Origin of the sequence: Amaricoccus solimangrovi (assembly GCF_006385685.1) — a bacterium.
In the GTDB taxonomy this organism is placed as follows: Bacteria; Pseudomonadota; Alphaproteobacteria; order Rhodobacterales; family Rhodobacteraceae; genus Amaricoccus; species Amaricoccus solimangrovi.
Map to the genome: position 1 here is coordinate 83,508 of NZ_VFRP01000002.1, position 21,201 is coordinate 104,708.

Consider the following 21,201-nt stretch of genomic DNA (forward strand, 5'->3'; position numbering starts at 1 on the left):
AAAGAGGTCGAGGCCCCCCGGGAAGCGGGCCGGAACCGGCGCGCGGGCCGCGGCCAGTTCGCAGACGCGGAACGAGGCGGAGAGATACCCTTGAACACTGCCACCCTTTACGCCGAGTTCGCCGATCACCTGCGTGGCCTCGGCGCGCTCGACCAGGTGGCAGGGTTGCTGAACTGGGATCAGGAAACGCAGATGCCGCCGAAGGGCAGCGCGCAGCGCGCCGAGCAGTGCGCGGCCGTGGCCCGCGCCGCCCACGCGCTCGCGACCGCGCCCCGTCTCGCGGAACTCGTCGGCCTTTTGGAGGGCGCGGATCTCGATCCGGCCCAGGCGGTGAACGTCGCGGAGGCCGGGCGGATCTCGCGCCGGGCGACGCGGGTGCCGGCGGAACTCGCGGCGGAACTGGCGCGCGCCTCCGCCCTGGCCCAGACGGTCTGGCAGACGGCGCGGGAATCAAACAGTTTCGCGGATTTCGCGCCCGTGCTCGAACGCGTGGTCTCGCTGAAGCGGGAACAGGCGCGCTGCCTCGTCGAGGGGAGCGAGACCCCCTACGAGGCGCTGCTCGCCGAATACGAGCCCGGCATGACCGAGGCCGAGCTCTCGGGCATGTTCGGGCGGATGCGCCCGAAGCTCACGCTGCTCGCCGAGCGGATCGCGGGTTCGGGCTGGCGGATGCCGCGCTTCACCGGCGCCTTCGCCCGGGCCGGGCAGCTCGCGCTGTCGCGCCGGCTCTGCGACGTCTTCGGCTTCGACGGGCAGGCCGGGCGGCTCGATCTCGCGGTGCATCCCTCGTCCTCGGGTTCGGGCGGGGATGTGCGCATCACGACGCGGGTGAACGAATACGACCCGCGCGAATGCGCCTATGCGACGATCCACGAGCTTGGCCACGCGGTCTACGAGCAGGGACTCGATCCGGCGCAGGCGCTGCTGCCGGTGGGAATGTCCGCCTCGATGGCGGTGCACGAATCCCAGTCGCGGCTGTTCGAGAACCAGCTCGGCCGCGGCCGGGCCTTCTGCGAATGGCTGTGCCCGGCCTTCGGCGCGCAGTTCGGCGCCACGGGCGTCGACATGCCGGAGACATTCTACGCGGCGGTCAATCTCGTCGAGCCGGGGTTCATCCGGACCGAGGCCGACGAGGTGCATTACAATCTCCACATCATGCTGCGCTACGATCTCGAGCGCGAGCTGATCGCGGGCACGCTCGACGTGGCGGATCTGGAGGCGGCCTGGAACGCGCGTTTCCTCGCCGATTTCGGCGTCGAGGTGCCGGAGCCCCGGCTGGGCGCGCTGCAGGACGTGCACTGGTCGGCGGGGCTCTTCGGCTATTTCCCGACCTACGCGCTCGGGAATGTCTACGCGGCCGAGCTCAACGTGGCGCTGCGCGCGGCGCTGCCCGGTCTCGACCGGATGCTCGCCTCGGGCGACGTCTGGCCGGTGGTGGAGTGGCTGCGCGCCAACATCCACCGCAAGGGACGCCTGCTTCCGCCCGCGAAACTCATCGCCGAGGCCTGCGGCCGGGCGCCGAGCGAGGCGGCGCTGCTCGACTATCTCGGGCGCAAGTACGGCGCGCTCTACACGCTCTGAGCCCGGCTCACCGGAGCCGCCGGCCCTCGGCGTCGAAGAGGAGGCGCCGGGCCGGGTCGGGCGTGAGCCAGACCCTTTCGTCGAGCGCGAAGCTCTCCTCGTCGAAGCGCCGCGCGGTCAGCAGGCCATGCGCGCCGGCCTGGACGAAGATGTTGGTCTCGCCGCCGAGATGCTCGACATGGCTGACGCGGCCCTCGAACTCGCCGGCCACGCGGTCGAGGCGCAGGTGTTCGGGGCGGATGCCGAGCGTCGCCGCCTGAAGCCCGAGCCGGGCGCCGTCGAGGAAGTTCATCCGGGGCGAGCCGATGAAGCCCGCGACGAAGATGTTCGCCGGATCGCGGTAGAGCTCCATCGGCGCGCCGATCTGCTCGATGCGGCCTGCGTTCAGCACCACGATCTGGTCCGCGAGGGTCATCGCCTCGGTCTGGTCGTGGGTGACGTAGATCATCGTGGCGCGAAGCTCGCGCCGGAGCCGCGCGATCTCGACGCGGGTATTGACGCGGAGCGCCGCGTCGAGGTTCGAGAGCGGCTCGTCGAAGAGGAAGAGCTTCGGCGTGCGCACCACCGCGCGCCCGATCGCGACCCGCTGCCGCTGCCCGCCCGAAAGCTCCGCCGGGCGGCGCCCGAGCAGCGGTTCGAGCGAGAGCATCCGCGCCGCCTCCGCCACGCGCGCCTCGATCGTCGCCTTCGGCGTGCGCGCCTGTCTCAGACCGAGCGCCATGTTGTCACGCACGGTGAGGTGCGGATAGAGCGCGTAGGACTGGAACACCATCGCGATCTCGCGATCGGCCGGGGCGCGGTCGTTGACGCGCTCGCCCTCGATCAGCACGTCGCCCGCGCTCGGCTCCTCGAGCCCCGCGACGATGCGAAGGAGCGTCGACTTGCCGCAGCCCGAGGGGCCGACGAAGACCGTGAAGCCGCCGTCGTGCACCTCGAGGTCGATGTCGCGGAGTACCTCGGTCGCGCCGAAGGATTTCGAGATGCCGCGCAGCGTCAGCGAACCCATGCGTGGACCCTCAGAGCCTGACCGGGACACCTTCGCGCACGCTCCGGTCCGCGGCGAGGCAGACGGCGAGCGAGGCGAGGGCGTCGCGGAGATGGCGTGAAAGATCGGCGTCGGTCGCGATCGCCCGCGCGACGAAGGCGGCCTCGCGGTCGCAGAGGGCCTGGTGGTCGGGCTCGTCGGCCATCGACAGATCCTCGTCCGGCTGGCCGACGCGGTGGAGCCGCAGCGTCGCGGTCCGCGTATGCGTCTCGATGTCGTCGGAGCGCGCGCTCTCGGGCATCCGGATCGAGACGGCGCCCGCGGGCGATACCACGTCCTTCACGAAGAAGGCGGTGTCCGACATCATCGGCCCCCAGCCGGCCTCGTACCAGCCGAGCGAGCCATCGGCGAAGATCACCTGGAAATGGCCGTAGTTGTACATGCTCTCCGCGATCTCCGGGCTGAGGCGCAGCCCCATGCCGCGCACCTCGACCGGCGCCGCGTCGGTGATCTGGCACATCACGTCGACGTAATGCACGCCGCAATCGACGATGGGCGAGGTGGTTCGCATCAGCGCCTTGTGCGTCTCCCAGGTCGGGCCGGAGGATTGCTGGTTGAGGTTCAGCCGGAACACGTAAGGCCCACCGAGCGCGCGCGCCTCGGCGATCAGCCGCTGCCAGCTCGGGTGATGCCGCAGGATGTAGCCGACCACGAGCTTGCGCCCGCTCTCCTCGACGGCGCCCGCGAGAAGGCGCGCCTCCTCCATCGTCTCGGCCAGCGGCTTCTCGACGAAGACATGCGCCCCGGCCTGAAGCGCCTTCAGCGCGCAGGTGGCGTGTGAATCGGTATAGGTCGCGACGCAGACGAGGTCTGGTCTGAGTTCGGCCAGCGCCGCGTCGTAGTCGGACCCGAGCGGGTAGGACCGCAGCGCCGCCGGCAGATCGGGCGCGGAGCGGTTCACGAGGCCGACGATCTCGAAGGCGGGACTGGCGTGATACGCCAGCGCGTGCGACCGCCCCATGTTGCCGAGGCCGACGACGAGGGTTCTGAGCGGACGGGTCACTTGACGGCTCCCGAGGTGATGCCGCGGATGAGCTGGCGCGAGAAGATGAGGTAGAGGATCAGCACCGGCAGGATCGCGAGGCTGAGCGCGGCGAGCACCGCGTTCCAGTTGGTGACGAACTGGCCGATGAAGACCTGCGCGCCGAGGGTCACCGTCTTCGTCGCCTCCGAGGGGGCGAGGATCAGCGGGAACCAGAGGTCGTTCCAGATCGGGATCATCGTGAAGACCGCCACCGTCGCCATCGCGGGCCGGGTGAGCGGCAGCACGAGGCGGAAGAAGATCGCGTATTCGGAAAGCCCATCGATCCGGCCGGCGTTCTTCAGGTCGTCCGAGATCTGGCGCATGAATTCCGCGAGAATGAAGATCGAGAGCGGCAGACCCTGCGCGGTATAGACGAGGATGAGCGCGGTCCGCGTGTCGACGAGGTGGGTGGCGACCATGAGTTCGAGGATCGCGACCGTGCCGAGCCGGATCGGGATCATGATCCCGAGCGCGAGATAGAGGCCGAGGAGGGTGTTGCCCCGGAAGCGGTACTCCGAAAGCGCGAAGGCCGACATCGCGCCGAAGAGCAGCACGAGGGCGAGCGAGACCAGTGTGACGATCAGGCTGTTCTGGAAATAGAGCACGAAATCGCCCTGGGTCAGGACCGCGCGGAAGCCCGCGAGGTCGAAGGTCTCGGGCGTGGGCGGCGCGAGCGGCGCGCCGAAGATCGCCTTGCGCGACTTGAACGCGTTGATGACGATCACGAAGACCGGGAAGAGCGCGATCGCCGTGTAGGTCAGCAGGGCGGCGTGGGCGCCGAACGCGCGGAGCCTCCCCCGGCGCGCCATCAGAACTGGTAGCGGCGAAGCCGCGTCTGGACGCCGAAGAGATAGAGGCAGACGCCGCCGAGGATGATGAGGAACATCACGCTCGCGATCGTGGCACCCATATGCGGGTCGCCGAGCTGGAGCTGGAACCCGAAGAAGGTGCGGTAAAGGAAGGTGCCGAGGATGTCGGTCGCGAAATTCGGCCCCGCGAGCGCGCCCTGGGTGACATAGATGAGGTCAAAGGCGTTGAAATTGCCGACGAAGGTCAGGATCGAGACGATACCGACCGCGGGCAGGATCAGCGGCAGCTTGATCTTCCGGAACTGCGCGAAGCCGGTGATCCCGTCGAGTTCCGCCGCCTCGATGAGTTCCTCCGGGATCGAGAGCAGCGCCGCGTAGATCAGCATCATCGGGATGCCGACGAACTGCCAGACCGAGATCAGCGCGAGCGTGGTGAGCGCCGAGGCTTCCTGTCCGAGCCATGGCGCGAAGAGCGACTTCAGCCCGACGGATGCCAGCATCGTCGGCGCGATGCCCCAGATCGGCGACAGGATGAGCTTCCAGGCGAAGCCGACGATGACGAAGGAGAGGATCGTCGGCACGAAGATCGCGGTCCGGTAGGCGGAGGCGAAGCGGCGCCCCGGCGTCGAGAGGAGCGCCGCGAGCGCGATGCCGATCGGGTTCTGCACGAGCATGTGGATCAGGAAGAACCACGTATTGTTGCCGAGCGCGTTCCAGAAGCTCGCCGACCAGCGCGGATCCCCGAACAGCGTCCGGAAGTTCCCGAGCCCGACAAAGCTTTCCGCGCCCTCGACGCGGTTGAAGAGCGAGAGGTTCAGCGTGCCGATCAGCGGCAGGATCATCACCAGGGTGTAGATCAGCACCGCCGGGGCGAGAAAGACGAGGATATGGGGGCGGAAACGCCGCCTCACGCGGCCGCTCCTTCTTGCACGTCTACCACAAATCGCGCCAGATCGCGGACCGAACCCCGGACGGCCACCTCCCTGATACGATCCGGATTCTTCCTGCCCCGACCGGTTCGCCAAACGCTGAAATCGGTCTGCGGAAGCGGCGCGAAAGTCGATAATCCGCGTCTGGCGGCGGCGTAGTTCGTGTTACCCGAATTGATAGGCGCGATTTCCATCTGCCTGCCGTAAGCCTCTGCCAGAGCGCGGGTGTCGACCACGATCACGCTTTTCGGGCGCTTCTCATTCAGCCGGGCGCCTCGCAGCGCTTCCAGAGGCTTCCGGTCAGTGAAGAAGAACACTCTTTGATTGAGCATGCGGAGCCACTCCGGCGGTGTGAGTCCGTCATCCAGCACCCTGGCCAGCTTGGGCTCGCTAAGCGGTGCATTGTCATTGATGACGATCCGGCCGAACCGGGGATGCGAGAGCGGGACCGGGGAAGGGCGCCGCCTTGACAGCAGGGCGTCGCGATCTTCCGGCGGCACCTCCCACTGATCCACGATGTCCGCAGAGCAAAGCAGTCCACGCTCCAGCACGGAGGGGACAGCTTCCACCCCCGTGACGTGGAACAGATGGGGGTGCCTTTGCGCGAGTTGATCGGGTGTCATCGGAGCTCAGGACGCCGCCGCGTGGTGCGCCTTGCTGTCCGCCGGCGCCTCGGCGCGATCGGTCATGCCGTAATCGCGCAGGACCGAGGCGACGCGCAGGCGGTAGTCGGCGAACCAGGCGCGACGCCCGGTCTCCTGCGCGGCGCGGTGGGAGGGCAGGCGGCGCCACGCGTCGAGCGCGGCCTCGTCACGGAAGATCGAGAGCGAGAGGAGCTTGCCCGGATTGGTCAGGCTCTCGAAGCGTTCGACCGAGACGAAGCCATCGATCCGCTCGAGATCGGCGCGAAGCCGCGCGGCGAGGGCGAGGTAGTCCTCGCGGCAACCCTCCGCGGGCCAGACTTCGAAGATGACGGCGATCATGCGCGGCCTCCCGTCGCTCGCGAGGGGGGCGGATCCGGCCCGGACCCGCGCCCCCCGGGGGTCAGTTGCCCTGCTGCGGGGCGTACCAGGAGGCGAGGCCCTCCTGCAGGCGCGCCGCCGCTTCCTCCGGCGTCTCGGTGCCCCGGATGACGTTGGCCGAGGCGGTCCAGGTCTCGTTCTCGAGATTGGGCGTGCCGCGCGAGAGGATCTGGTAGGTGGAGCGGATCGTCGACTGGCAGGTCTCGCGCCAGCTCACGAACTCCTTGGCGAGGTCGTTGTCGAGCTCGACCGGCGCGGTCGCGAGCGAGAAGAAGCCGGGCAGGGCGTTCGAATAGATCGTCGCGAATTCGGGCGAGGCGACCCAGGCGAGGAAGGCCTTCGCCGCCTCCGGATGCGCGGTCTTGGCGTTCATGCCCATCGCGATGTCGACATGGTCGGAGATGTAGCAGGTATCGCCCTCCGCGGGCAGCGGCGGCGGGAAGGCGCCGAGGTCGAAGGCCGCCTGTTCGCCGAAGCCCGCGATCTCCCAGGAACCGGCGGGATAGATCGCCGCGCGGCCGAGGGTGAAGAGGTTCTGGCTGTCGGGATAGGTCTGCGCCTCGAAACCGTCGCCGAGATAGGGTTTCCACTTCGCGATCTCGCGGAAGGGCTGGACCCAGTCGTCGTCGGTGAGCTTCTGCGTGCCCGCGATCAGCGCGAGCCGCCCCTCCTCGCCGTGCCAGTAGTTGGGCCCGATGTTCTGGTAGCCCATCGTCGCGGCTTCCCACTGGTCGTTGGTGCCCATCGCCATCGGGATGTAGGTGCCGTCGGCCTTGATCTTGTCGAGCACCGCGAAGAACTCCGCCTCGGTCCTCGGCGGGGTGAGGCCCAGTTCCGCGAAGGCGTCCCTGTTGTAGATGAAGCCGTGGATCACGCTCGCGATCGGCACGCAGAAGGTCTGCGAGCCGTCGTCGGTCGACCAGCCGGCCTTCGCGACCGGGCCGAAGTTCTCCATCTCCGGCATCGCGGTCAGATCGGTGATCTGGCCCTTCTCGAAGAGCTGGAGCGAGGCGTCGAAGGGGCGGCAGGTGATGAGGTCGCCCGCCGTTCCGGCGTCGAGCTTCGCGTTGAGCGCGGCGTTGTACTCGGTCGGGGCGGTCGGGTTGAACCTGAGCCTGATCCCCGGGTGGCTCGCCTCGAATTCCGGGATGATCTTGTCCTGCCAGATCGTGAGGTCGTCGTTGCGCCAGCTCTCGATCGTCAGCGTCACGTCCTCCGCCGAGGCGGCGGAGCCCGCGGCCACCAGCAGGCCGAGCGCGCCCAGGGTCCGGATCGGCACGGCGAAAGAGCCGTCGAAGGCGTTGAAAGTCATCGTTTCCTCTCCGTTTCTGGGCCTCTGGCCGCCGGACGTTCCGCGCGCGCCCGGGCGGCGGACGGAGCGGGAAAAGGTCGCGGATCGCGCGGCGCGGATGTCATGGCGTCTCCCCTGGCAGGGCGATGATGCCGAACGGCGATCGATTGTCCAGACGATTCCAGTTGCTTGGCGCGGCGCGCGCGCGTCTGGTAAATCGGGAGGGGATCGTTCGCGCGGGGAGTGGCGATGGAGTTGTTTCTCGGGGTCGATGGCGGCGGCACGAACTGCCGCGCCGCCATCGCCGATCAGGGCGGAATGGTCCTCGGCCTCGGCGAGGCCGGGTCAGCCAACATCATGACGGATCCGGAGGTCTCGCGGCGCAACATCCTGGCCGCGGCCGAGGCGGCGCTGCGCGCCACCGGGCTCGGCGCGGGGTTCGGCGATCTCGCCGCCGTGCTCGGCCTCGCCGGCGCCAATGTCGCGGCCGCCGCGCGGCGGATGGAGCGCGACCTGCCCTTCGCCCGGGTGCGGCTCGAGAGCGACGTCACGATCGCGGTCAAGGGCGCGCTCGGCGCCGAGGACGGGATCGTCGCGGTGCTCGGCACCGGCTCGATCTTCGCGGCCCAGCGCGAGGGGATGGTGCGCAAGGTCGGCGGCTGGGGCTTCCGGCTCTCCGATCTCGGCGGCGGCGCGCGGCTGGGGCAGGCGATCCTCGAGGCGGCGCTGCTCGCCCATGACGGGCTGCGCCCGCGCTCCGGTCTGCTCGACGCGCTCGTCGTCGAGGCGAAGGGGCCGGAAGGGCTGGTCACCTTCGCCCATGGCGCGACGCCGCGCGATTTCGCGGCCCTGGTGCCGCGCATCTTCGCCGCCGCCGCGCTCGGCGACGCCGCGGCGATCGACGTGATCGCGAAGGCGCGGGGCGACATCGTCGCGGCGATCGACCTGCTCTCCGCCGAGGAACCGCTCCCGATCTGCTTCGTCGGCGGCGTCGGCCGGCTCTTCGAGGAGCAGCTTGCCCGGCGCTACAGCGAACGGATCCGGGCGCCGAAGGGCTCCGCGCTCGACGGGGCGCTCGCGATGGCGCGGGGGGTGGCATGAGCGGGGAGGCCGCGAGCTTCATGCGCTCGGAGATCCTCGAGATCCCGGAGGCGGCGGCGCGCTTCCTCGATGGCGCGCGGGGCGAGCTTCGCGCCGCCTCTGCCGCGCTGACCGACCGGAACCCGGATCTCTTCGTCACCGTGGCACGCGGATCCTCGGATCACGCGGCCACCTATTTCAAATACGCGGCCGAGCTCGGCGCGGGCCTGCCCGTCGCCTCGGTCGGCCCATCGGTCGCCTCGATCTATCATCGCCGGCTCCGGCTCGGCCGGGCGGCGGCGATCGGGATCTCGCAATCGGGCCAGAGCGCGGACATCGTCGAGATGATGCGCTCGGCGGCCGCGGGCGGCGCGCTGACGCTCGCGATCACGAATTTCGCCGAATCCCCGGTCGGGCGCGCGGTCGATCACACGCTCGCGCTCCGCGTCGGGGCGGAGCGGAGCGTCGCGGCGACGAAGACCTTCGTCGTCTCGGTGCTCGCGGGGCTCGCGCTGCTCGCGGAATGGCAGGGCGACGGCGCGCTCGCCCGCGCGGTGGCGGCGGCGCCGGAGGCCTTCGCCCGCGCGCTCGACTGCGACTGGGGGCCGCTCGCCGACCGGCTCGCGGAGGCCGATTCGCTCTTCGTGCTCGGCCGGGGGCCGGGCTTCGCGATCGCGAGCGAGATCGCGCTCAAGTTCAAGGAGACCTGCGGCGTCCATGCCGAGAGCTACAGCGCGGCGGAGGTGATGCATGGCCCCGCGGCGCTGGTCCGGGCGCGGTTTCCGATCCTCGCGCTCGGGGTCGAGGACGAGGCGCTGCCCCAGGTGGTCGGGACGGCGGAGCGGCTGGCGGGCCAGGGGGCGGATGTCTACCTGACCGGCGGCGCCGCGGCCGGGGCGGTGACGCTGCCGGGCGTCGGGGGGCTGCACCGGCGCCTCGCGCCGCTCGCGCTCATCGTCTCCTTCTACGTCTTCGTCGAGGCGCTGGCCCGGCGGCGGGGGCTCGATCCCGACGAGCCGCCGAACCTGCGCAAGGTCACCTCGACGCTATGAGCGGGGCGGGATCCTTCGCCCTCAGGGGCGCGCGTCTCTTCGACGGGACCGGTTTTTGCGAGGGCATGGCGCTGATCGTCGAGGGCGGCGAGATCGCGGCGCTCGTCCCGGAGGCGGGCCTTGGCGCGATGGCGGCGGAGGATCTCGGCGGCGGGATCCTCGCGCCGGGTTTCGTCGATCTTCAGGTGAACGGCGGGGCCGGGCGGATGCTCGGCGCCGATCCCGGCGTGGCGGAGATCGCGGCGATCTGCGCCGCCCACGCGGGGCTCGGCGCGACCGGGATCCTGCCAACGCTGATCACGGATACCCCCGGTATCACCCGCGCGGTGGTCGAGGCGGGGATCGCCGCGGCCGGCCGCGTGCCGGGTTTCCTCGGCCTGCATCTCGAAGGGCCGCATCTCGACCCGAGGCGGCACGGCGCGCATGATCCCGCGCTGATCCGTCCGATGGAGGAGGCCGATCTCGCGCTGCTCACCGAGGCGGCGCGGCGCCTTCCCGCGCTTCTGGTGACGCTCGCCCCCGAAAGCGCGACGGAGACGCAGATCGCGGCGCTGGCGGGGGCGGGGGCGGTGGTGAGCCTCGGCCACAGCGATACCGGCGCGGCGGCGGCGCGGGCGGCCTTCGCGGCGGGCGCGCGGGCGGTCACGCATCTCTTCAACGCGATGAGCCCGCTCGGCCATCGCGAGCCCGGGCTGGTCGGCGCGGCGTTGAGCACGCCCGGCATCGGGGTCGGGCTGATCGCGGACGGGATCCACGTGGCGCCCGAGGTGATCGGGATCGCGCTCCGCGCCGGCGGGACGGAGCGCGTCTTTCTCGTCAGCGACGCGATGGCGGTGGCGGGGACCGGTCTCGACGAATTCACGCTGCGCGGCCGGAAGATCCTCCGGCGCGAAGGGCGGCTGACGCTCGCCGACGGCACGCTCGCGGGGGCCGATATCGACATCCCCGGCGCGCTCCGCGTCCTCCGCGGCGTCGGCGTCGCGCCGGAACGGGCGCTCGCGATGGCGACGGCCAATCCGGCGGGGCTGATCGGGGCGCGGAGCCGCGGGCGGCTCGCGCCCGGGGGCGCCGCCGATCTGGTGCATCTCGACGCGGATTTCCGCGCGCGCCGGGTCTGGCAGGGCGGCGCGGAACTCCCGCGGGAGGGGGCGGCTTCGCCCTGACCGGCCTCCGCCGGCCCCGCGCTCCGCCCCGTGACCGGCTCAGGCGATCACGCGGAAGTCGTATTCGGTATCGGCCGGATCGGCGGCTTCGGTCGTGACGCGGTCGACGCGGGCGGCGGGCGGGCCTTCCCTCAGCCGGTCCAGCATCGCATTGACCGCCTCGTCCGTCCCGGTGAAGACCGCGCGCACCGAGCCGTCGGGGTCGTTCCCGACCCAGCCGGTCAGCCCCAGCCCGCGCGCCACCCGCTCGGTCCAGGCGCGGAAGCCAACGCCCTGCACCTTGCCGATCACGTGCACGGTCACTGACACAGGTTTCGTCTCCATCTCGATCTCCCTTGGATCCTCGCCGGAAATGGTGGCGCGACGCGGCGAATTGGCAACGGAAAAGGCGCGGGGCCGCGGTCTCAGACCGGGCGGCCCCAGAGATCGTAATCCGCCGCCTCCTCGACCTCGACGGTCAGGATGTCGCCGGGGGCGAGCCCCTCGAATTCCGCGTCGATGAAGAGGTTGCCGTCGATCTCCGGCGCGTCCGCCCAGGTGCGGCAGGTCGCGCCTTCCGCGTCGACCGCGTCGACGATCACCTCGACACGGGTGCCGACCTTCGCCTCCATCTTCCCGGCGCTGATCGCCTGGGCGGTTTCCATGAACCGCTCCCAGCGTTCCTGCTTCACCTCCTCGGGAACATGATCGGGCAGCGCGTTGGCCCGCGCGCCCTCGACATTCTCGTACTTGAAGCAGCCGACCCGGTCGAGCCGCGCCTCGTGGAGCCAGTCGAGGAGGTGCCGGAACTCCGCCTCGGTCTCGCCGGGATAGCCGACGATGAAGGTCGAGCGCAGCGTGATCTCCGGGCAATCGGCGCGCCAGCGCGCGATCTCGTCGAGCGTCCGCGCGCTCGCCGCCGGCCGCGCCATCCGGCGGAGCACGTCGGGATGGCTGTGCTGGAACGGGATGTCGAGATAGGGCAGCACCAGCCCCTCGGCCATCAGCGGGATGAGGTCGCGCACATGCGGATAGGGATAAACGTAATGGAGCCGCGTCCAGGCGCCGAGCCGTCCAAGTTCGCGTGCGAGATCGGTGATGTGGGAGCGGACCTCGCCCCCCTTCCACGGATGCGTGTCGTGCTTGCGGTCCAGGCCATAGGCCGAGGTGTCCTGGCTGATGACGAGAAGCTCGCGCACGCCCGCCTCGACGAGTTTCTCCGCCTCGCGCAGCACCGCGTGGGCGGGGCGCGAGACGAGGCGGCCGCGCATGTCGGGAATCACGCAGAATTTGCACTTGTGGTTACAGCCCTCGGCGATCTTGAGGTAACTGTAGTGGCGCGGCGTCAGGTGCACGCCGGTCGCGGGCAGGAGGTCGATGAACGGGTTCGGCGCCGGCGGCGCCGCGTCGTGCACGGCGTCGAGCACCTGCTCGTACTGCTGCGGCCCGGTGACGGCGAGCACGGTCGGATGCGCCCCCCGGATGTAATCCTCGTTCGCGCCGAGGCAGCCGGTGACGATGACCCGGCCGTTCTCGGAGAGCGCCTCCCCGATCGCCTCGAGGCTCTCGGCCTTGGCCGAGTCGAGGAAGCCGCAGGTGTTCACGATCACCGCGTCCGCGCCCTCGTAATCGGGCGAGATCGCATAGCCCTCGGCCCGGAGCCGGGTCAGGATCCGCTCGCTGTCGACGAGCGCCTTCGGGCAGCCGAGGCTGACCATGCCGATCCGGGGCTGCCCGGGCCGGGCGGCTTCGGTGATGACGGGACGCGGCGCCCGGTCGGGCCGCAAGTCGGGCGGGTTGATGCTCATGCCCGCGCCCATACCCGATTCAGCGCGCGGTTTGAAGGCCGCGCGCACGGACCCCGCCCGCGTCGGCTCCCGGGCGCGGGAAGCCGGCGCGGGGATCGCGGGGGAGGTTACTGCTCGCCGCCGTGCGTGTCGATATAGGCGACGACGGCGTGGCGGTCCTCTTCCTTCTTCAGACCCGCGAAGGCCATCTTGGTGCCCGGCACCATCGCCTTCGGGTTCTCGAGATAGGCGAAGAGCTTGTCGTTGTCCCAGACGAGCCCGTCCTCGCCCGCCTTCTTCATCGCGTCGGAATACTTGAAATCCTCGACGGTGCCGGCGGTGCGGCCGATGAGGCCGTTGAGCTCGGGCCCGACGCGATTCTCGGCGCCGTCGCCGATCATGTGGCACGCCGCGCAGCGCTTCCAGACCTTCTCGCCCTGCGCCGCGAGATCGTCCTGGGCGAGCGCGGGAACCGCGACGCAGCCGGCCGCGAGCGTGAGGGCGACGAGAATCTTGTTTCGCATTTCCAACCCAATCCAGATGGTTCTTCGTTCCGTTCCACGTCCGGCTTCCGGAGATCGGTCGGCCCTGGCGGAATCGGTCCGGATCATAGGGAGCGGCGCCCGGCCCGCAACCGTCCATAAGTCGCGAGGCGCGGCATCCCGCCGGAAAGGCGCGGGCCGAAGGGCCGGGGTGTCGCGAAATGCGCCGCTTTTCCGGCCCGGCGGGCGCTTGACCGGCGGCGGGCGGCGCGGGAAGGATGAGCCCGGACATCGCGGCGAGGAAGGCCATGCGCAGACTGATCACGACCGGATCGCCCTTCGAGGCGGAATTCGCCTACAGCCGCGCGGTGGTCCAGGGCGACTGGTGCTTCGTCGCCGGGACCACGGGCTACGACTACCGCTCGATGTCGATGCCCGAGGACGCGGGCGAGCAGGCGGCGAACGCGCTCGGCACGATCGCGGGCGCGCTCGAGGAAGCCGGCTTCGCGATGAAGGACGTGGTGCGCACGGTCATCTACCTCACCGATCCCGCCGATCATCCCGCGATCGGACCGGCGCTGCGCGCGGCGCTGGGGGAGGTCAGGCCGGCGAATTCCACCGTGGTGGCGGCGCTGATCCGGCCCGAGATGAAGGTCGAGATCGAGGTCACCGCCTATCGCGGCGACTGAGGCGCCGTGGCCGCGCGCCGCGGGACTCTCACGTTTTCGCGCGTGAATTGATCTCATGCGCTGACAAGCCGGTGCGCGGGGTGCATACCTCGATGACGACAGTTCGATTCGGAGGCGACGGATGAGCATCAAGCACAGGATCGTGGTGACGGGTGGCGCGCTGGCGGCCGTGGCTCTGATGGCCGGCGCGGCGAGCGCCCAGGGATATTACCTGAAGGGCTTCGGCGGCTGGACCATCCCGCAGGACGACAATTTCCAGCTCAATGACAAGACGAACGACGTCAGCGGCTCGAGCGGGTTCGATTTCGACACCGGCTACGCGCTCGGCGCCGCGGTCGGCTACGAATATTCGCCGACGCTGGCGATCGAGGGCGAATACGTCTATCGCAACGCCGACGCCCGGTTCCGCGACGTCGCGGGCGACGACAAGGGGACGACCGAGTCCAACGCCTGGATGGTCAACGCCCTCTACAAGTTCCAGCCCCTCGGCGCGACCGGCGCCTTCCACCCCTACGCCGGCGCGGGCATCGGCATCGCCGACCAGAAGGTGAAGGACGTCGGCCAGACGCTCGACGCCGACTACGACTTCGCCTGGCAGCTGATCGGCGGCGTCAGCTACGACGTGTCCCCGCAGTTCCAGATCTTCGGCGAGACGCGGTATTTCACGATCAACGACCAGACGGTCGAGAATTCGGATTTCTCGTTCAAGAGCGGTTACGACACGGTCGACGTCCTGTTCGGCGCCTCCTACCACTTCTGAGCGTTTCCAGCTTTCCCTCCCACGGGAAGACCGGGCCGGCTCCTTCGGGGGCCGGCCCTTTTTTTCATCGGATCACATAGGGCAGCAGGTCGCGCTCGTTCGGGTCGACCTCGACCCCGCGCTCCATCGGCGGGACGGCGCGCTGCGGGCAGGCGCGGCGCTCGCAGATCCGGCAGGAGACGCCGATCGGCTGGAAGGCGGCCGCGTCGCGGATGTCGAGATCGTCGGCGTAGACGAGCGAGGCCGCGTGCGCCACCTCGCAGCCGAGGCCGATCGCGTAGCGCCGGACCGGCGCGTGGAAGCTGCCGCCCGGTTTCGAGACGTCGCGCGCGAGCGAGACGTAGCGCGCGCCGTCGGGCGTCTCGGCGAGCTGGCGCAGGAAGCGGCCGGGGGTCTCGAAGGCCTGGTGCACGTTCCAGAGCGGGCAGCCGCCGCCGAACCGGGTGAACTGCAACCGCGTCGCGGAATGCCGCTTGGTGATGGTTCCGGCCTGATCGACGCGGACGAAATAGAAGGGCACGCCCTTCGCACCGACGCGCTGGAGCGTCGAGAGCCGCTGCGCGACCTGTTCGATCGAGGCCTGGAACTCGCCCGAGAGCGCCTCGAGGTCGTGGCGTAACTCCTGCGCGCGGGCGAGGAAGCGCCCGTAGGGCAGGAGCGCGGCGCCGGCGAAGTAGTTGGCGAGCCCGGTCTTGCAGATCGCCCGCGCCGCCTCGGTCGAGAAGCGCGCGAGGTCGAGCGTCGCCTCCAGCAGGTCGTTGTGCTCGATGAGCGCGATCTGGTGCAGCGCCTGGAAGGCCTGCGTCGCCCGGCCGCTGTGCGCGGCGAGCGTCAGCGCCTTCGCCGCCGGGTCGTAGCGCCGGAGCGGCGCGCCCGCCGCGAGGACGAGCGTCACGCCGTGGCGCGCGCTGAGCCAGCCCTCGATCGCGGCGAGCCGCTCGCCCGCCCCGAGCCGCTCGCCCGCCCCGAGCCGGGCGGCGAAATGCTCGGCGGCGCGGTCGATCGCGTCGATGTAGTTGTCGCAATAGTGGAAGAAGTCGCGCACCTCCTCCCAGGGCAGCGGGGTCAGCGGATTGTCCTCGCGTCCCAGCGTCTCGTTGAGCCGCGCGAGGCGATCGCGGTCCTGGCGGTGCGCGCGATGGAGCGTGAGGAAGGCGCGGGCGAGGTTCGGCGCGTTCGCGGCGACGAGCTGCAGGTCGGAGAGCGGCGGCGCCGCGTCCCCGAACACCGGATCGGCCAGCGCCTCGCGCATGTCCGCGACGAGCCGCTCGCTCGTTCCGGTCGCGAGTTCGGTCACGTCGATGCCGAATTCCTGCGCGAGCGACAGCACCACCCGGGCCGAGACCGGCCGGTGGTTGTTCTCCATCTGGTTGAGGTAGGAGACCGAAACGCCGAGCTTCGCGGCGTATTCGGCCTGGGTGAGCGCGAGCCGCGCGCGGATCTCGCGCAGCTTCGCGCCGATGTAGAGCTTGCGGGGCTGGGCCATGGTTTCGCAACTTTGCAATTCGCGGCGCCGGTTTGCAATCTCATTTGCAAATTCGCCGCTGCGCGCTTGTCCGGTGCCTTCGCATCTGCCACAAAACCGCCAAACACGCCAAGTTTAGGGGGGCGGCGCCATGAAGGATATCCTGGACGAGCTCGAGGTCCGGCGGGCGGAGGCGCGGCTCGGCGGCGGCGAGAACCGCGTCAGGTCGCAGCACGGGAAGGGCAAGCTCACCGCGCGGGAGCGGGTCGAGGTGCTGCTCGACGAGGGCTCCTTCGAGGAGTTCGACATGTTCAAGACGCATCGCTGCGTCGATTTCGGCATGTCGGAGATGAGCTATCCCGGCGACGGCGTGATCACCGGCTGGGGCACGATCAACGGCCGCCAGGTCTATGTCTTCAGCCAGGACTTCACGGTCTTCGGCGGCTCGCTTTCCGAGACCCATGCCGAGAAGATCTGCAAGATCATGGACATGGCGATGCAGAACGGCGCGCCGGTGATCGGGCTCAACGACTCCGGCGGCGCGCGCATCCAGGAGGGCGTCGCCTCGCTCGCGGGCTACGCCGACGTGTTCCAGCGCAACATCATGGCCTCCGGTGTGGTGCCGCAGATCTCCGTCATCATGGGCCCCTGCGCGGGCGGCGCGGTGTATTCGCCGGCGATGACCGACTTCATCTTCATGGTGCGCGACTCCTCCTACATGTTCGTGACCGGGCCGGACGTGGTGAAGACGGTCACGAACGAGATCGTCACCGCCGAGGAACTGGGCGGCGCGAAGACGCATACGTCGAAATCCTCGGTCGCGGACGGCGCCTACGAGAACGACCTCGTGGCGCTCCTCGAGGTGCGGCGGCTCGTCGATTTCCTGCCGCTCTCGAACCGCGAGAAGCCGCCGGTGCGCCCGTTCCACGACGCGCCCGACCGGGTGGAGACGAGCCTCGACACGCTCGTCCCGGCGAATGCGAACACGCCCTACGACATGAAGGAACTGATCACGAAGGTGGCCGACGAGGGCGATTTCTTCGAGATCCAGGCGGACTTCGCGAAGAACATCCTGACCGGCTTCATCCGGCTCGAAGGCTCGACGGTGGGCGTGGTCGCGAACCAGCCGATGGTGCTCGCGGGCTGTCTCGACATCGATTCCTCGCGCAAGGCCGCGCGCTTCGTGCGTTTCTGCGACGCGTTCGAGATCCCGATCCTGACCTTCGTCGACGTGCCGGGCTTCCTGCCGGGGACGGGCCAGGAATACGGCGGCATCATCAAGCACGGGGCGAAGCTCCTCTTCGCCTTCGGCGAGGCGACGGTGCCGAAGGTGACGGTGATCACGCGCAAGGCCTATGGCGGCGCCTACGACGTGATGAGCTCGAAGCATCTGCGCGGCGATTTCAACTACGCCTGGCCCACCGCCGAGATCGCCGTGATGGGCGCGAAGGGCGCGGTCGAGATCCTCTACCGCTCGGAACTCGGCGATCCCGACAAGATCGCGGCTCGGACCAAGGATTACGAGGCGCGTTTCGCCAATCCCTTCGTCGCGGCGGAGAAGGGTTTCATCGACGAGGTGATCATGCCGCAGTCGACGCGCCGCCGCGTCGCGCGCGCCTTCGCGAGCCTGCGCACGAAGCGGCTCGCCAATCCCTGGAAGAAGCACGACAACATTCCGCTCTGAGGCGGAGGGCGCGCGGCGCTCGCAAGCCGCGGCCTTAGGGAGTAGACTGCGATGGGTTGGAATCCGCATGCCGCCGGGAGGGGCCGGGGCGATGATACGCAGGCTCTGGATGTCGCTGCCGCGGCTCATCCGCTTCATGCTCACGCATGTCGCGAACGGGATGGTGATCGGCTGCTCGGCGCTGCTTCTCGCGATCTGGACCGATTTCGCCGGGGTGGGCGGGATCGTCGCGCGGGATCCGAGCGGGCTCGCGACCTTCCTTCTGTTCTTCCAGACCGCGATGACCTTCGGCGCGGTCTCGATGGGCATCGCGGTGATGGGTCTGGGCGAGGACTGACGCGCATTCCGGGGGCCCTGCCATGCTGAAGCATCGCGGCTTTCCCGGGCGGCTGCCGAGTTCGGACCTGCAGTTCGTGATCCGGCGCGCGAGCAAGGACGGCGCCACCGCGCTGAAGGCGCGCGAGCGTTTCGCCGACCGCCGGCCGATCGAGAAGGCGGCGGATCGCGAATTCCTGCGCGCGCTGATCGAGCATTTCGGCGAGGAGCCGTTCGAGCGCGGCAATCTCGACGCGGGCCGGATCAACTTCCTCTTCGGCCGCGAGGTGGTCCCGGCCGAGGATCCGTTCGATCCGGCGAGCTACGAGGCGCTGCTCCGGGTCGACATCGAGCGCGCGCGCGCCTCGTTTCCGGAGATTTTCGACGATGAATAGGTCAGGATCGGGACGCGCCGAGACAGGGTGCCCGCTCCGGCGCGCGGGCATGGGACAGGGAGACGGGACATGGCTGGCAGGATCTTGGGGGGCCTCTTCGCCCTTCTGGTGCTCTCCGGATGCGGCGGCGGATTCGAACTCGGCGGCGACCCGCTCGACGCGAGTTCGGCCCAGGCCGCGGGCGACGATCCTCAGGATTCCAACGCGATCAACGACGGCACCGGCGACGTGGTCGAATAGCCACGGATCGCTTGGCTTTCCCGCGCGTTTTCTCCCGGTCCGCGCGTCGGGCGCGGACGGCCGGGCGCGCCGCGTCGTCGGCGTCCCCGGGGAATCCAGGGAGGAACTGACATGCGCGGTCTGGGATGCGTCGCTGTTCTCGGGGTCACGCTGCTGCTCGCGGCCTGTGGCTCCACACGGACGGAGCGGGCCGTCACCGGCGCGGCCGGCGGCGCCGTCGCCGGCCAGGTCATCGCGGGCGAGCCGCTGGCCGGCGCGGCGATCGGCGGAGCCGCCGGCGCCCTGCGCTAGCCGCGCGCGGTCCCGGAACTTCTTCACCGCCGAGGCGGAGACCCGTCCGCCCGGAGCCATCCGGGCGGCGCGTCGCGCGCGTCCGGTCGCGACCAACTGCCCTGAGAGGACCCATGTTTGAGAAGATCCTGATCGCGAACCGGGGCGAGATCGCCTGCCGGGTCATCAAGACCGCGCGCAAGATGGGCATCAAGACCGTCGCGGTCTATTCCGACGCCGACGCCGGCGCCTTGCATGTCGAGATGGCGGACGAGGCGGTGCATATCGGCCCGGCGCCGGTGAACCAGTCCTATATCGTCATCGACAAGATCCTCGACGCGATCCGGCGGACCGGGGCGCAGGCGGTGCATCCGGGCTACGGCTTCCTGTCGGAGCGCGCGGAATTCGCCGAGGCGCTGGCCAGGGTCGGCGTCGCCTTCATCGGCCCGCCCGTCGGCGCGATCGAGGCGATGGGGGACAAGATCACCTCGAAGAAGCTCGCCGCCGAGGCCGGGGTCTCGACGGTGCCGGGCTACATGGGCCTGATCGACGATGCCGAGCACGCGGTGAAGATCGCGAAGGAGATCGGCTATCCGGTGATGATCAAGGCCTCCGCCGGCGGCGGCGGCAAGGGCATGCGCATCGCCTGGTCCGACGAGGAGGCGCGCGAGGGGTTCGAACGCTCGAAGTCGGAGGCGGCGTCGAGCTTCGGCGACGACCGGATCTTCATCGAGAAATTCGTCACCCAGCCGCGGCATATCGAGATCCAGGTGCTCGGCGACAGGCACGGCAACTGCGTCTATCTCGGCGAGCGCGAATGCTCGATCCAGCGGCGGAACCAGAAGGTGATCGAGGAGGCGCCGAGCCCCTTCCTCGACGCCGCGACCCGCAAGGCCATGGGCGAGCAGGCGGTCGCGCTCGCGAAGGCGGTCGACTACTGCTCGGCGGGGACGGTGGAGTTCATCGTCGATGGAGAGCGGAACTTCTACTTCCTCGAGATGAACACCCGCCTGCAGGTCGAGCATCCGGTGACCGAGCTCATCACCGGCATCGACCTCGTCGAGCAGATGATCCGCGTGGCGGCGGGCGAGGCGCTCTCCTTCGGCCAGGACGAGGTGCGGCTGAACGGCTGGGCGATGGAGAGCCGGCTTTACGCCGAGGATCCCTACCGGAACTTCCTGCCCTCGATCGGCCGGCTCACCCGCTACCGCCCGCCGGCCGAGGAGGCGGGCTCGGGCCACGCGGTCCGCAACGACACCGGCGTCTTCGAGGGCGGCGAGATCTCGATGTACTACGACCCGATGATCGCCAAGCTCTGCTCCTGGGGGCCGGACCGGGCGGCGGCGATCGAGACGATGCGCGGCGCGCTCGACGCGTTCGAGGTCGAGGGGATCGGGCACAACCTGCCGTTCCTCTCCGCCGTGATGGACCATCCGCGCTTCGTCGCGGGCGCGCTCACCACCGCCTTCATCGCCGAGGAATATTCCGAGGGTTTCGCGGGGGCGACGCTCGGCCGCGAGACGCTGCGCCGGCTCGCCGCCTTCGCCGCGCACGCGCATGTGCTGAACGAGGAGCGCGCGTCGAAGATCCTCGGCGCGATCCAGAACCACGGGCGCAGGATCGGGCGCGACTGGGTGGTGCAGCTCGGCGGCGAGCGGTTCGAGGTCTCGACCGAGCGCGACGGGTTCGACACGCTGGTGGCCTTCCCCGACGGGCCGGGCACCCGGGTCTTCTCGACCTGGCAGCCGGGCGAGCAACTGGCGCGCGCCACGGTCGGCGGGCACGCGCTGGTCGCCAAGGTCCGGACCATCCCGGGCGGCTTCCGGATCCGGCACCGGGGCGCGGATCTGAAGGTCTCCGTCCTGTCGCCGCGCCACGCGGAACTCGCGGCGCAGATGCCGGAGAAGGCGCCGCCCGACACGTCGAAACTGCTGCTCTGCCCGATGCCGGGCCTCGTCGTGAAGATCAGCGTGGCCGAGGGCGACGAGGTCTACGACGGCCAGCCGCTCGCGATGGTCGAGGCGATGAAGATGGAGAACGTGCTGCGCGCCGAGCGCAAGGCGAAGGTCGCGAAGATCCTCGCTCGGCCCGGCGACAGCCTCGCGGTCGACGACGTCATCATGGAGTTCGAGTGATGGC

General features: G+C 69.8%; 23 protein-coding genes. 12 read left to right on the forward strand and 11 right to left on the reverse strand.

Annotated features, from left to right (window positions below; all coding sequences use genetic code 11):
• Nucleotides 1–90 precede the first annotated feature (90 nt).
• The gene (locus FJM51_RS02865) at nt 91–1,581 is read left to right on the forward strand and encodes a carboxypeptidase M32 (protein WP_140452607.1); all 1,491 of its coding nucleotides are present in this window, start codon (nt 91–93) and stop codon (nt 1,579–1,581) included.
• Between the two features lie 7 nt (nt 1,582–1,588).
• On the opposite strand, the gene FJM51_RS02870 is transcribed toward FJM51_RS02865, so the two are convergent.
• From FJM51_RS02870 to FJM51_RS02895, 7 genes are all read right to left on the reverse strand, one after another.
• Nucleotides 1,589–2,587 carry an ABC transporter ATP-binding protein gene (locus tag FJM51_RS02870; protein WP_140452608.1) on the reverse strand — a complete coding sequence of 333 codons (999 nt, stop codon included), beginning with the start codon at nt 2,585–2,587 and terminating at the stop codon, nt 1,589–1,591.
• 10 nt (nt 2,588–2,597) lie between these two features.
• Entirely contained in the window at nt 2,598–3,629 is a 1,032-nt protein-coding gene (locus FJM51_RS02875; protein WP_267901356.1) for a Gfo/Idh/MocA family protein, read from the reverse strand.
• Nucleotides 3,626–4,459 (reverse strand): carbohydrate ABC transporter permease, encoded by an 834-nt coding sequence (locus FJM51_RS02880; protein WP_140452609.1) that lies wholly within the window; start codon nt 4,457–4,459, stop codon nt 3,626–3,628. Before FJM51_RS02880 ends, FJM51_RS02875 begins: the two co-directional genes overlap by 4 nt.
• The gene (locus FJM51_RS02885) at nt 4,459–5,370 is read right to left on the reverse strand and encodes a carbohydrate ABC transporter permease (RefSeq protein WP_210240198.1); all 912 of its coding nucleotides are present in this window, start codon (nt 5,368–5,370) and stop codon (nt 4,459–4,461) included. Before FJM51_RS02885 ends, FJM51_RS02880 begins: the two co-directional genes overlap by 1 nt.
• Nucleotides 5,367–6,011 carry a DUF7002 family protein gene (locus FJM51_RS23650; RefSeq protein WP_181164423.1) on the reverse strand — a complete coding sequence of 215 codons (645 nt, stop codon included), beginning with the start codon at nt 6,009–6,011 and terminating at the stop codon, nt 5,367–5,369. Before FJM51_RS23650 ends, FJM51_RS02885 begins: the two co-directional genes overlap by 4 nt.
• Before the next feature lie 6 nt (nt 6,012–6,017).
• Nucleotides 6,018–6,371 carry an antibiotic biosynthesis monooxygenase family protein gene (locus tag FJM51_RS02890; RefSeq protein WP_140452610.1) on the reverse strand — a complete coding sequence of 118 codons (354 nt, stop codon included), beginning with the start codon at nt 6,369–6,371 and terminating at the stop codon, nt 6,018–6,020.
• A gap of 61 nt (nt 6,372–6,432) precedes the next feature.
• On the reverse strand, nt 6,433–7,722 hold the full coding sequence (locus FJM51_RS02895; protein ID WP_140452611.1) for an ABC transporter substrate-binding protein: 1,290 nt from the start codon (nt 7,720–7,722) through the stop codon (nt 6,433–6,435).
• A 228-nt stretch (nt 7,723–7,950) separates the two neighbouring features.
• On the opposite strand from FJM51_RS02895, the gene FJM51_RS02900 reads away from it, so the two are divergent.
• Genes FJM51_RS02900 through nagA form a run of 3 tightly spaced genes read left to right on the forward strand, consistent with a single transcriptional unit; the run spans nt 7,951 to nt 10,996 of the window.
• Nucleotides 7,951–8,802: a glucosamine kinase nucleotide-binding domain-containing protein gene (locus tag FJM51_RS02900; RefSeq protein WP_140452612.1), complete on the forward strand. Its 852-nt coding sequence runs from the start codon at nt 7,951–7,953 to the stop codon at nt 8,800–8,802.
• Nucleotides 8,799–9,833: an SIS domain-containing protein gene (locus FJM51_RS02905; RefSeq protein ID WP_210240199.1), complete on the forward strand. Its 1,035-nt coding sequence runs from the start codon at nt 8,799–8,801 to the stop codon at nt 9,831–9,833. Before FJM51_RS02900 ends, FJM51_RS02905 begins: the two co-directional genes overlap by 4 nt.
• Complete coding sequence (nagA, locus tag FJM51_RS02910) at nt 9,830–10,996, forward strand: N-acetylglucosamine-6-phosphate deacetylase (protein ID WP_140452613.1); 1,167 nt, start codon at nt 9,830–9,832, stop codon at nt 10,994–10,996. Before FJM51_RS02905 ends, nagA begins: the two co-directional genes overlap by 4 nt.
• A 39-nt stretch (nt 10,997–11,035) precedes the next feature.
• Here the strand turns inward: nagA and FJM51_RS02915 are convergent, their stop codons facing one another.
• The 3 genes from FJM51_RS02915 to FJM51_RS02925 all read right to left on the reverse strand — a co-directional run bounded on the left by FJM51_RS02915 (nt 11,036) and on the right by FJM51_RS02925 (nt 13,286).
• Entirely contained in the window at nt 11,036–11,320 is a 285-nt protein-coding gene (locus FJM51_RS02915) for an acylphosphatase (protein WP_140452614.1), read from the reverse strand.
• Nucleotides 11,321–11,400: 80 nt separating this feature from the next.
• Nucleotides 11,401–12,795, reverse strand: a complete 1,395-nt coding sequence (gene rimO, locus FJM51_RS02920; RefSeq protein ID WP_140452615.1) for a 30S ribosomal protein S12 methylthiotransferase RimO — start codon at nt 12,793–12,795, stop codon at nt 11,401–11,403.
• Nucleotides 12,796–12,890: 95 nt separating this feature from the next.
• Nucleotides 12,891–13,286 (reverse strand): c-type cytochrome, encoded by a 396-nt coding sequence (locus FJM51_RS02925; RefSeq protein WP_140452616.1) that lies wholly within the window; start codon nt 13,284–13,286, stop codon nt 12,891–12,893.
• Nucleotides 13,287–13,552: 266 nt separating this feature from the next.
• Here FJM51_RS02925 and FJM51_RS02930 point away from each other — a divergent pair, with 266 nt between their 5' ends.
• Together FJM51_RS02930 and FJM51_RS02935 are read left to right on the forward strand one after the other, a co-directional pair.
• Nucleotides 13,553–13,933, forward strand: a complete 381-nt coding sequence (locus FJM51_RS02930) for a RidA family protein (RefSeq protein ID WP_140452617.1) — start codon at nt 13,553–13,555, stop codon at nt 13,931–13,933.
• Between the two features lie 121 nt (nt 13,934–14,054).
• Nucleotides 14,055–14,693 carry an outer membrane protein gene (locus FJM51_RS02935; protein ID WP_140452618.1) on the forward strand — a complete coding sequence of 213 codons (639 nt, stop codon included), beginning with the start codon at nt 14,055–14,057 and terminating at the stop codon, nt 14,691–14,693.
• Nucleotides 14,694–14,757: 64 nt separating this feature from the next.
• Here FJM51_RS02935 and FJM51_RS02940 read toward each other — a convergent pair whose 3' ends face one another.
• The gene (locus FJM51_RS02940) at nt 14,758–16,179 is read right to left on the reverse strand and encodes a helix-turn-helix domain-containing protein (protein WP_140452619.1); all 1,422 of its coding nucleotides are present in this window, start codon (nt 16,177–16,179) and stop codon (nt 14,758–14,760) included.
• Nucleotides 16,180–16,309: 130 nt separating this feature from the next.
• On the opposite strand from FJM51_RS02940, the gene FJM51_RS02945 reads away from it, so the two are divergent.
• The 6 genes from FJM51_RS02945 to FJM51_RS02965 all read left to right on the forward strand — a co-directional run bounded on the left by FJM51_RS02945 (nt 16,310) and on the right by FJM51_RS02965 (nt 21,197).
• Nucleotides 16,310–17,842 (forward strand): acyl-CoA carboxylase subunit beta, encoded by a 1,533-nt coding sequence (locus FJM51_RS02945; protein ID WP_140452620.1) that lies wholly within the window; start codon nt 16,310–16,312, stop codon nt 17,840–17,842.
• A gap of 91 nt (nt 17,843–17,933) precedes the next feature.
• Nucleotides 17,934–18,179, forward strand: a complete 246-nt coding sequence (locus tag FJM51_RS02950) for a hypothetical protein (protein WP_140452621.1) — start codon at nt 17,934–17,936, stop codon at nt 18,177–18,179.
• Between the two features lie 22 nt (nt 18,180–18,201).
• The gene (locus tag FJM51_RS02955) at nt 18,202–18,552 is read left to right on the forward strand and encodes a hypothetical protein (protein WP_140452622.1); all 351 of its coding nucleotides are present in this window, start codon (nt 18,202–18,204) and stop codon (nt 18,550–18,552) included.
• A gap of 69 nt (nt 18,553–18,621) precedes the next feature.
• Nucleotides 18,622–18,792 (forward strand): hypothetical protein, encoded by a 171-nt coding sequence (locus FJM51_RS23655; RefSeq protein ID WP_181164424.1) that lies wholly within the window; start codon nt 18,622–18,624, stop codon nt 18,790–18,792.
• 111 nt (nt 18,793–18,903) lie between these two features.
• Nucleotides 18,904–19,083: a hypothetical protein gene (locus FJM51_RS02960; RefSeq protein ID WP_140452623.1), complete on the forward strand. Its 180-nt coding sequence runs from the start codon at nt 18,904–18,906 to the stop codon at nt 19,081–19,083.
• 113 nt (nt 19,084–19,196) lie between these two features.
• Entirely contained in the window at nt 19,197–21,197 is a 2,001-nt protein-coding gene (locus FJM51_RS02965; protein WP_140452624.1) for an acetyl-CoA carboxylase biotin carboxylase subunit, read from the forward strand.
• Nucleotides 21,198–21,201 lie beyond the last annotated feature (4 nt).

Coding starts and splice junctions, on each gene's coding strand:
- FJM51_RS02870 (WP_140452608.1), bottom strand. CDS start 2,587: ATGGGTTCGCTGACGCTGCGCGGCATCTCGAAATCCTTCGGCGCGACC.
- FJM51_RS02880 (WP_140452609.1), bottom strand. CDS start 4,459: ATGGCGCGCCGGGGGAGGCTCCGCGCGTTCGGCGCCCACGCCGCCCTG.
- FJM51_RS23650 (WP_181164423.1), bottom strand. CDS start 6,011: ATGACACCCGATCAACTCGCGCAAAGGCACCCCCATCTGTTCCACGTC.
- FJM51_RS02890 (WP_140452610.1), bottom strand. CDS start 6,371: ATGATCGCCGTCATCTTCGAAGTCTGGCCCGCGGAGGGTTGCCGCGAG.
- FJM51_RS02895 (WP_140452611.1), bottom strand. CDS start 7,722: ATGACTTTCAACGCCTTCGACGGCTCTTTCGCCGTGCCGATCCGGACC.
- FJM51_RS02900 (WP_140452612.1), top strand. CDS start 7,951: ATGGAGTTGTTTCTCGGGGTCGATGGCGGCGGCACGAACTGCCGCGCC.
- FJM51_RS02905 (WP_210240199.1), top strand. CDS start 8,799: ATGAGCGGGGAGGCCGCGAGCTTCATGCGCTCGGAGATCCTCGAGATC.
- nagA (WP_140452613.1), top strand. CDS start 9,830: ATGAGCGGGGCGGGATCCTTCGCCCTCAGGGGCGCGCGTCTCTTCGAC.
- FJM51_RS02915 (WP_140452614.1), bottom strand. CDS start 11,320: ATGGAGACGAAACCTGTGTCAGTGACCGTGCACGTGATCGGCAAGGTG.
- rimO (WP_140452615.1), bottom strand. CDS start 12,795: ATGGGCGCGGGCATGAGCATCAACCCGCCCGACTTGCGGCCCGACCGG.
- FJM51_RS02925 (WP_140452616.1), bottom strand. CDS start 13,286: ATGCGAAACAAGATTCTCGTCGCCCTCACGCTCGCGGCCGGCTGCGTC.
- FJM51_RS02930 (WP_140452617.1), top strand. CDS start 13,553: ATGCGCAGACTGATCACGACCGGATCGCCCTTCGAGGCGGAATTCGCC.
- FJM51_RS02935 (WP_140452618.1), top strand. CDS start 14,055: ATGAGCATCAAGCACAGGATCGTGGTGACGGGTGGCGCGCTGGCGGCC.
- FJM51_RS02940 (WP_140452619.1), bottom strand. CDS start 16,179: ATGGCCCAGCCCCGCAAGCTCTACATCGGCGCGAAGCTGCGCGAGATC.
- FJM51_RS02945 (WP_140452620.1), top strand. CDS start 16,310: ATGAAGGATATCCTGGACGAGCTCGAGGTCCGGCGGGCGGAGGCGCGG.
- FJM51_RS02950 (WP_140452621.1), top strand. CDS start 17,934: ATGATACGCAGGCTCTGGATGTCGCTGCCGCGGCTCATCCGCTTCATG.
- FJM51_RS02955 (WP_140452622.1), top strand. CDS start 18,202: ATGCTGAAGCATCGCGGCTTTCCCGGGCGGCTGCCGAGTTCGGACCTG.
- FJM51_RS23655 (WP_181164424.1), top strand. CDS start 18,622: ATGGCTGGCAGGATCTTGGGGGGCCTCTTCGCCCTTCTGGTGCTCTCC.
- FJM51_RS02960 (WP_140452623.1), top strand. CDS start 18,904: ATGCGCGGTCTGGGATGCGTCGCTGTTCTCGGGGTCACGCTGCTGCTC.
- FJM51_RS02965 (WP_140452624.1), top strand. CDS start 19,197: ATGTTTGAGAAGATCCTGATCGCGAACCGGGGCGAGATCGCCTGCCGG.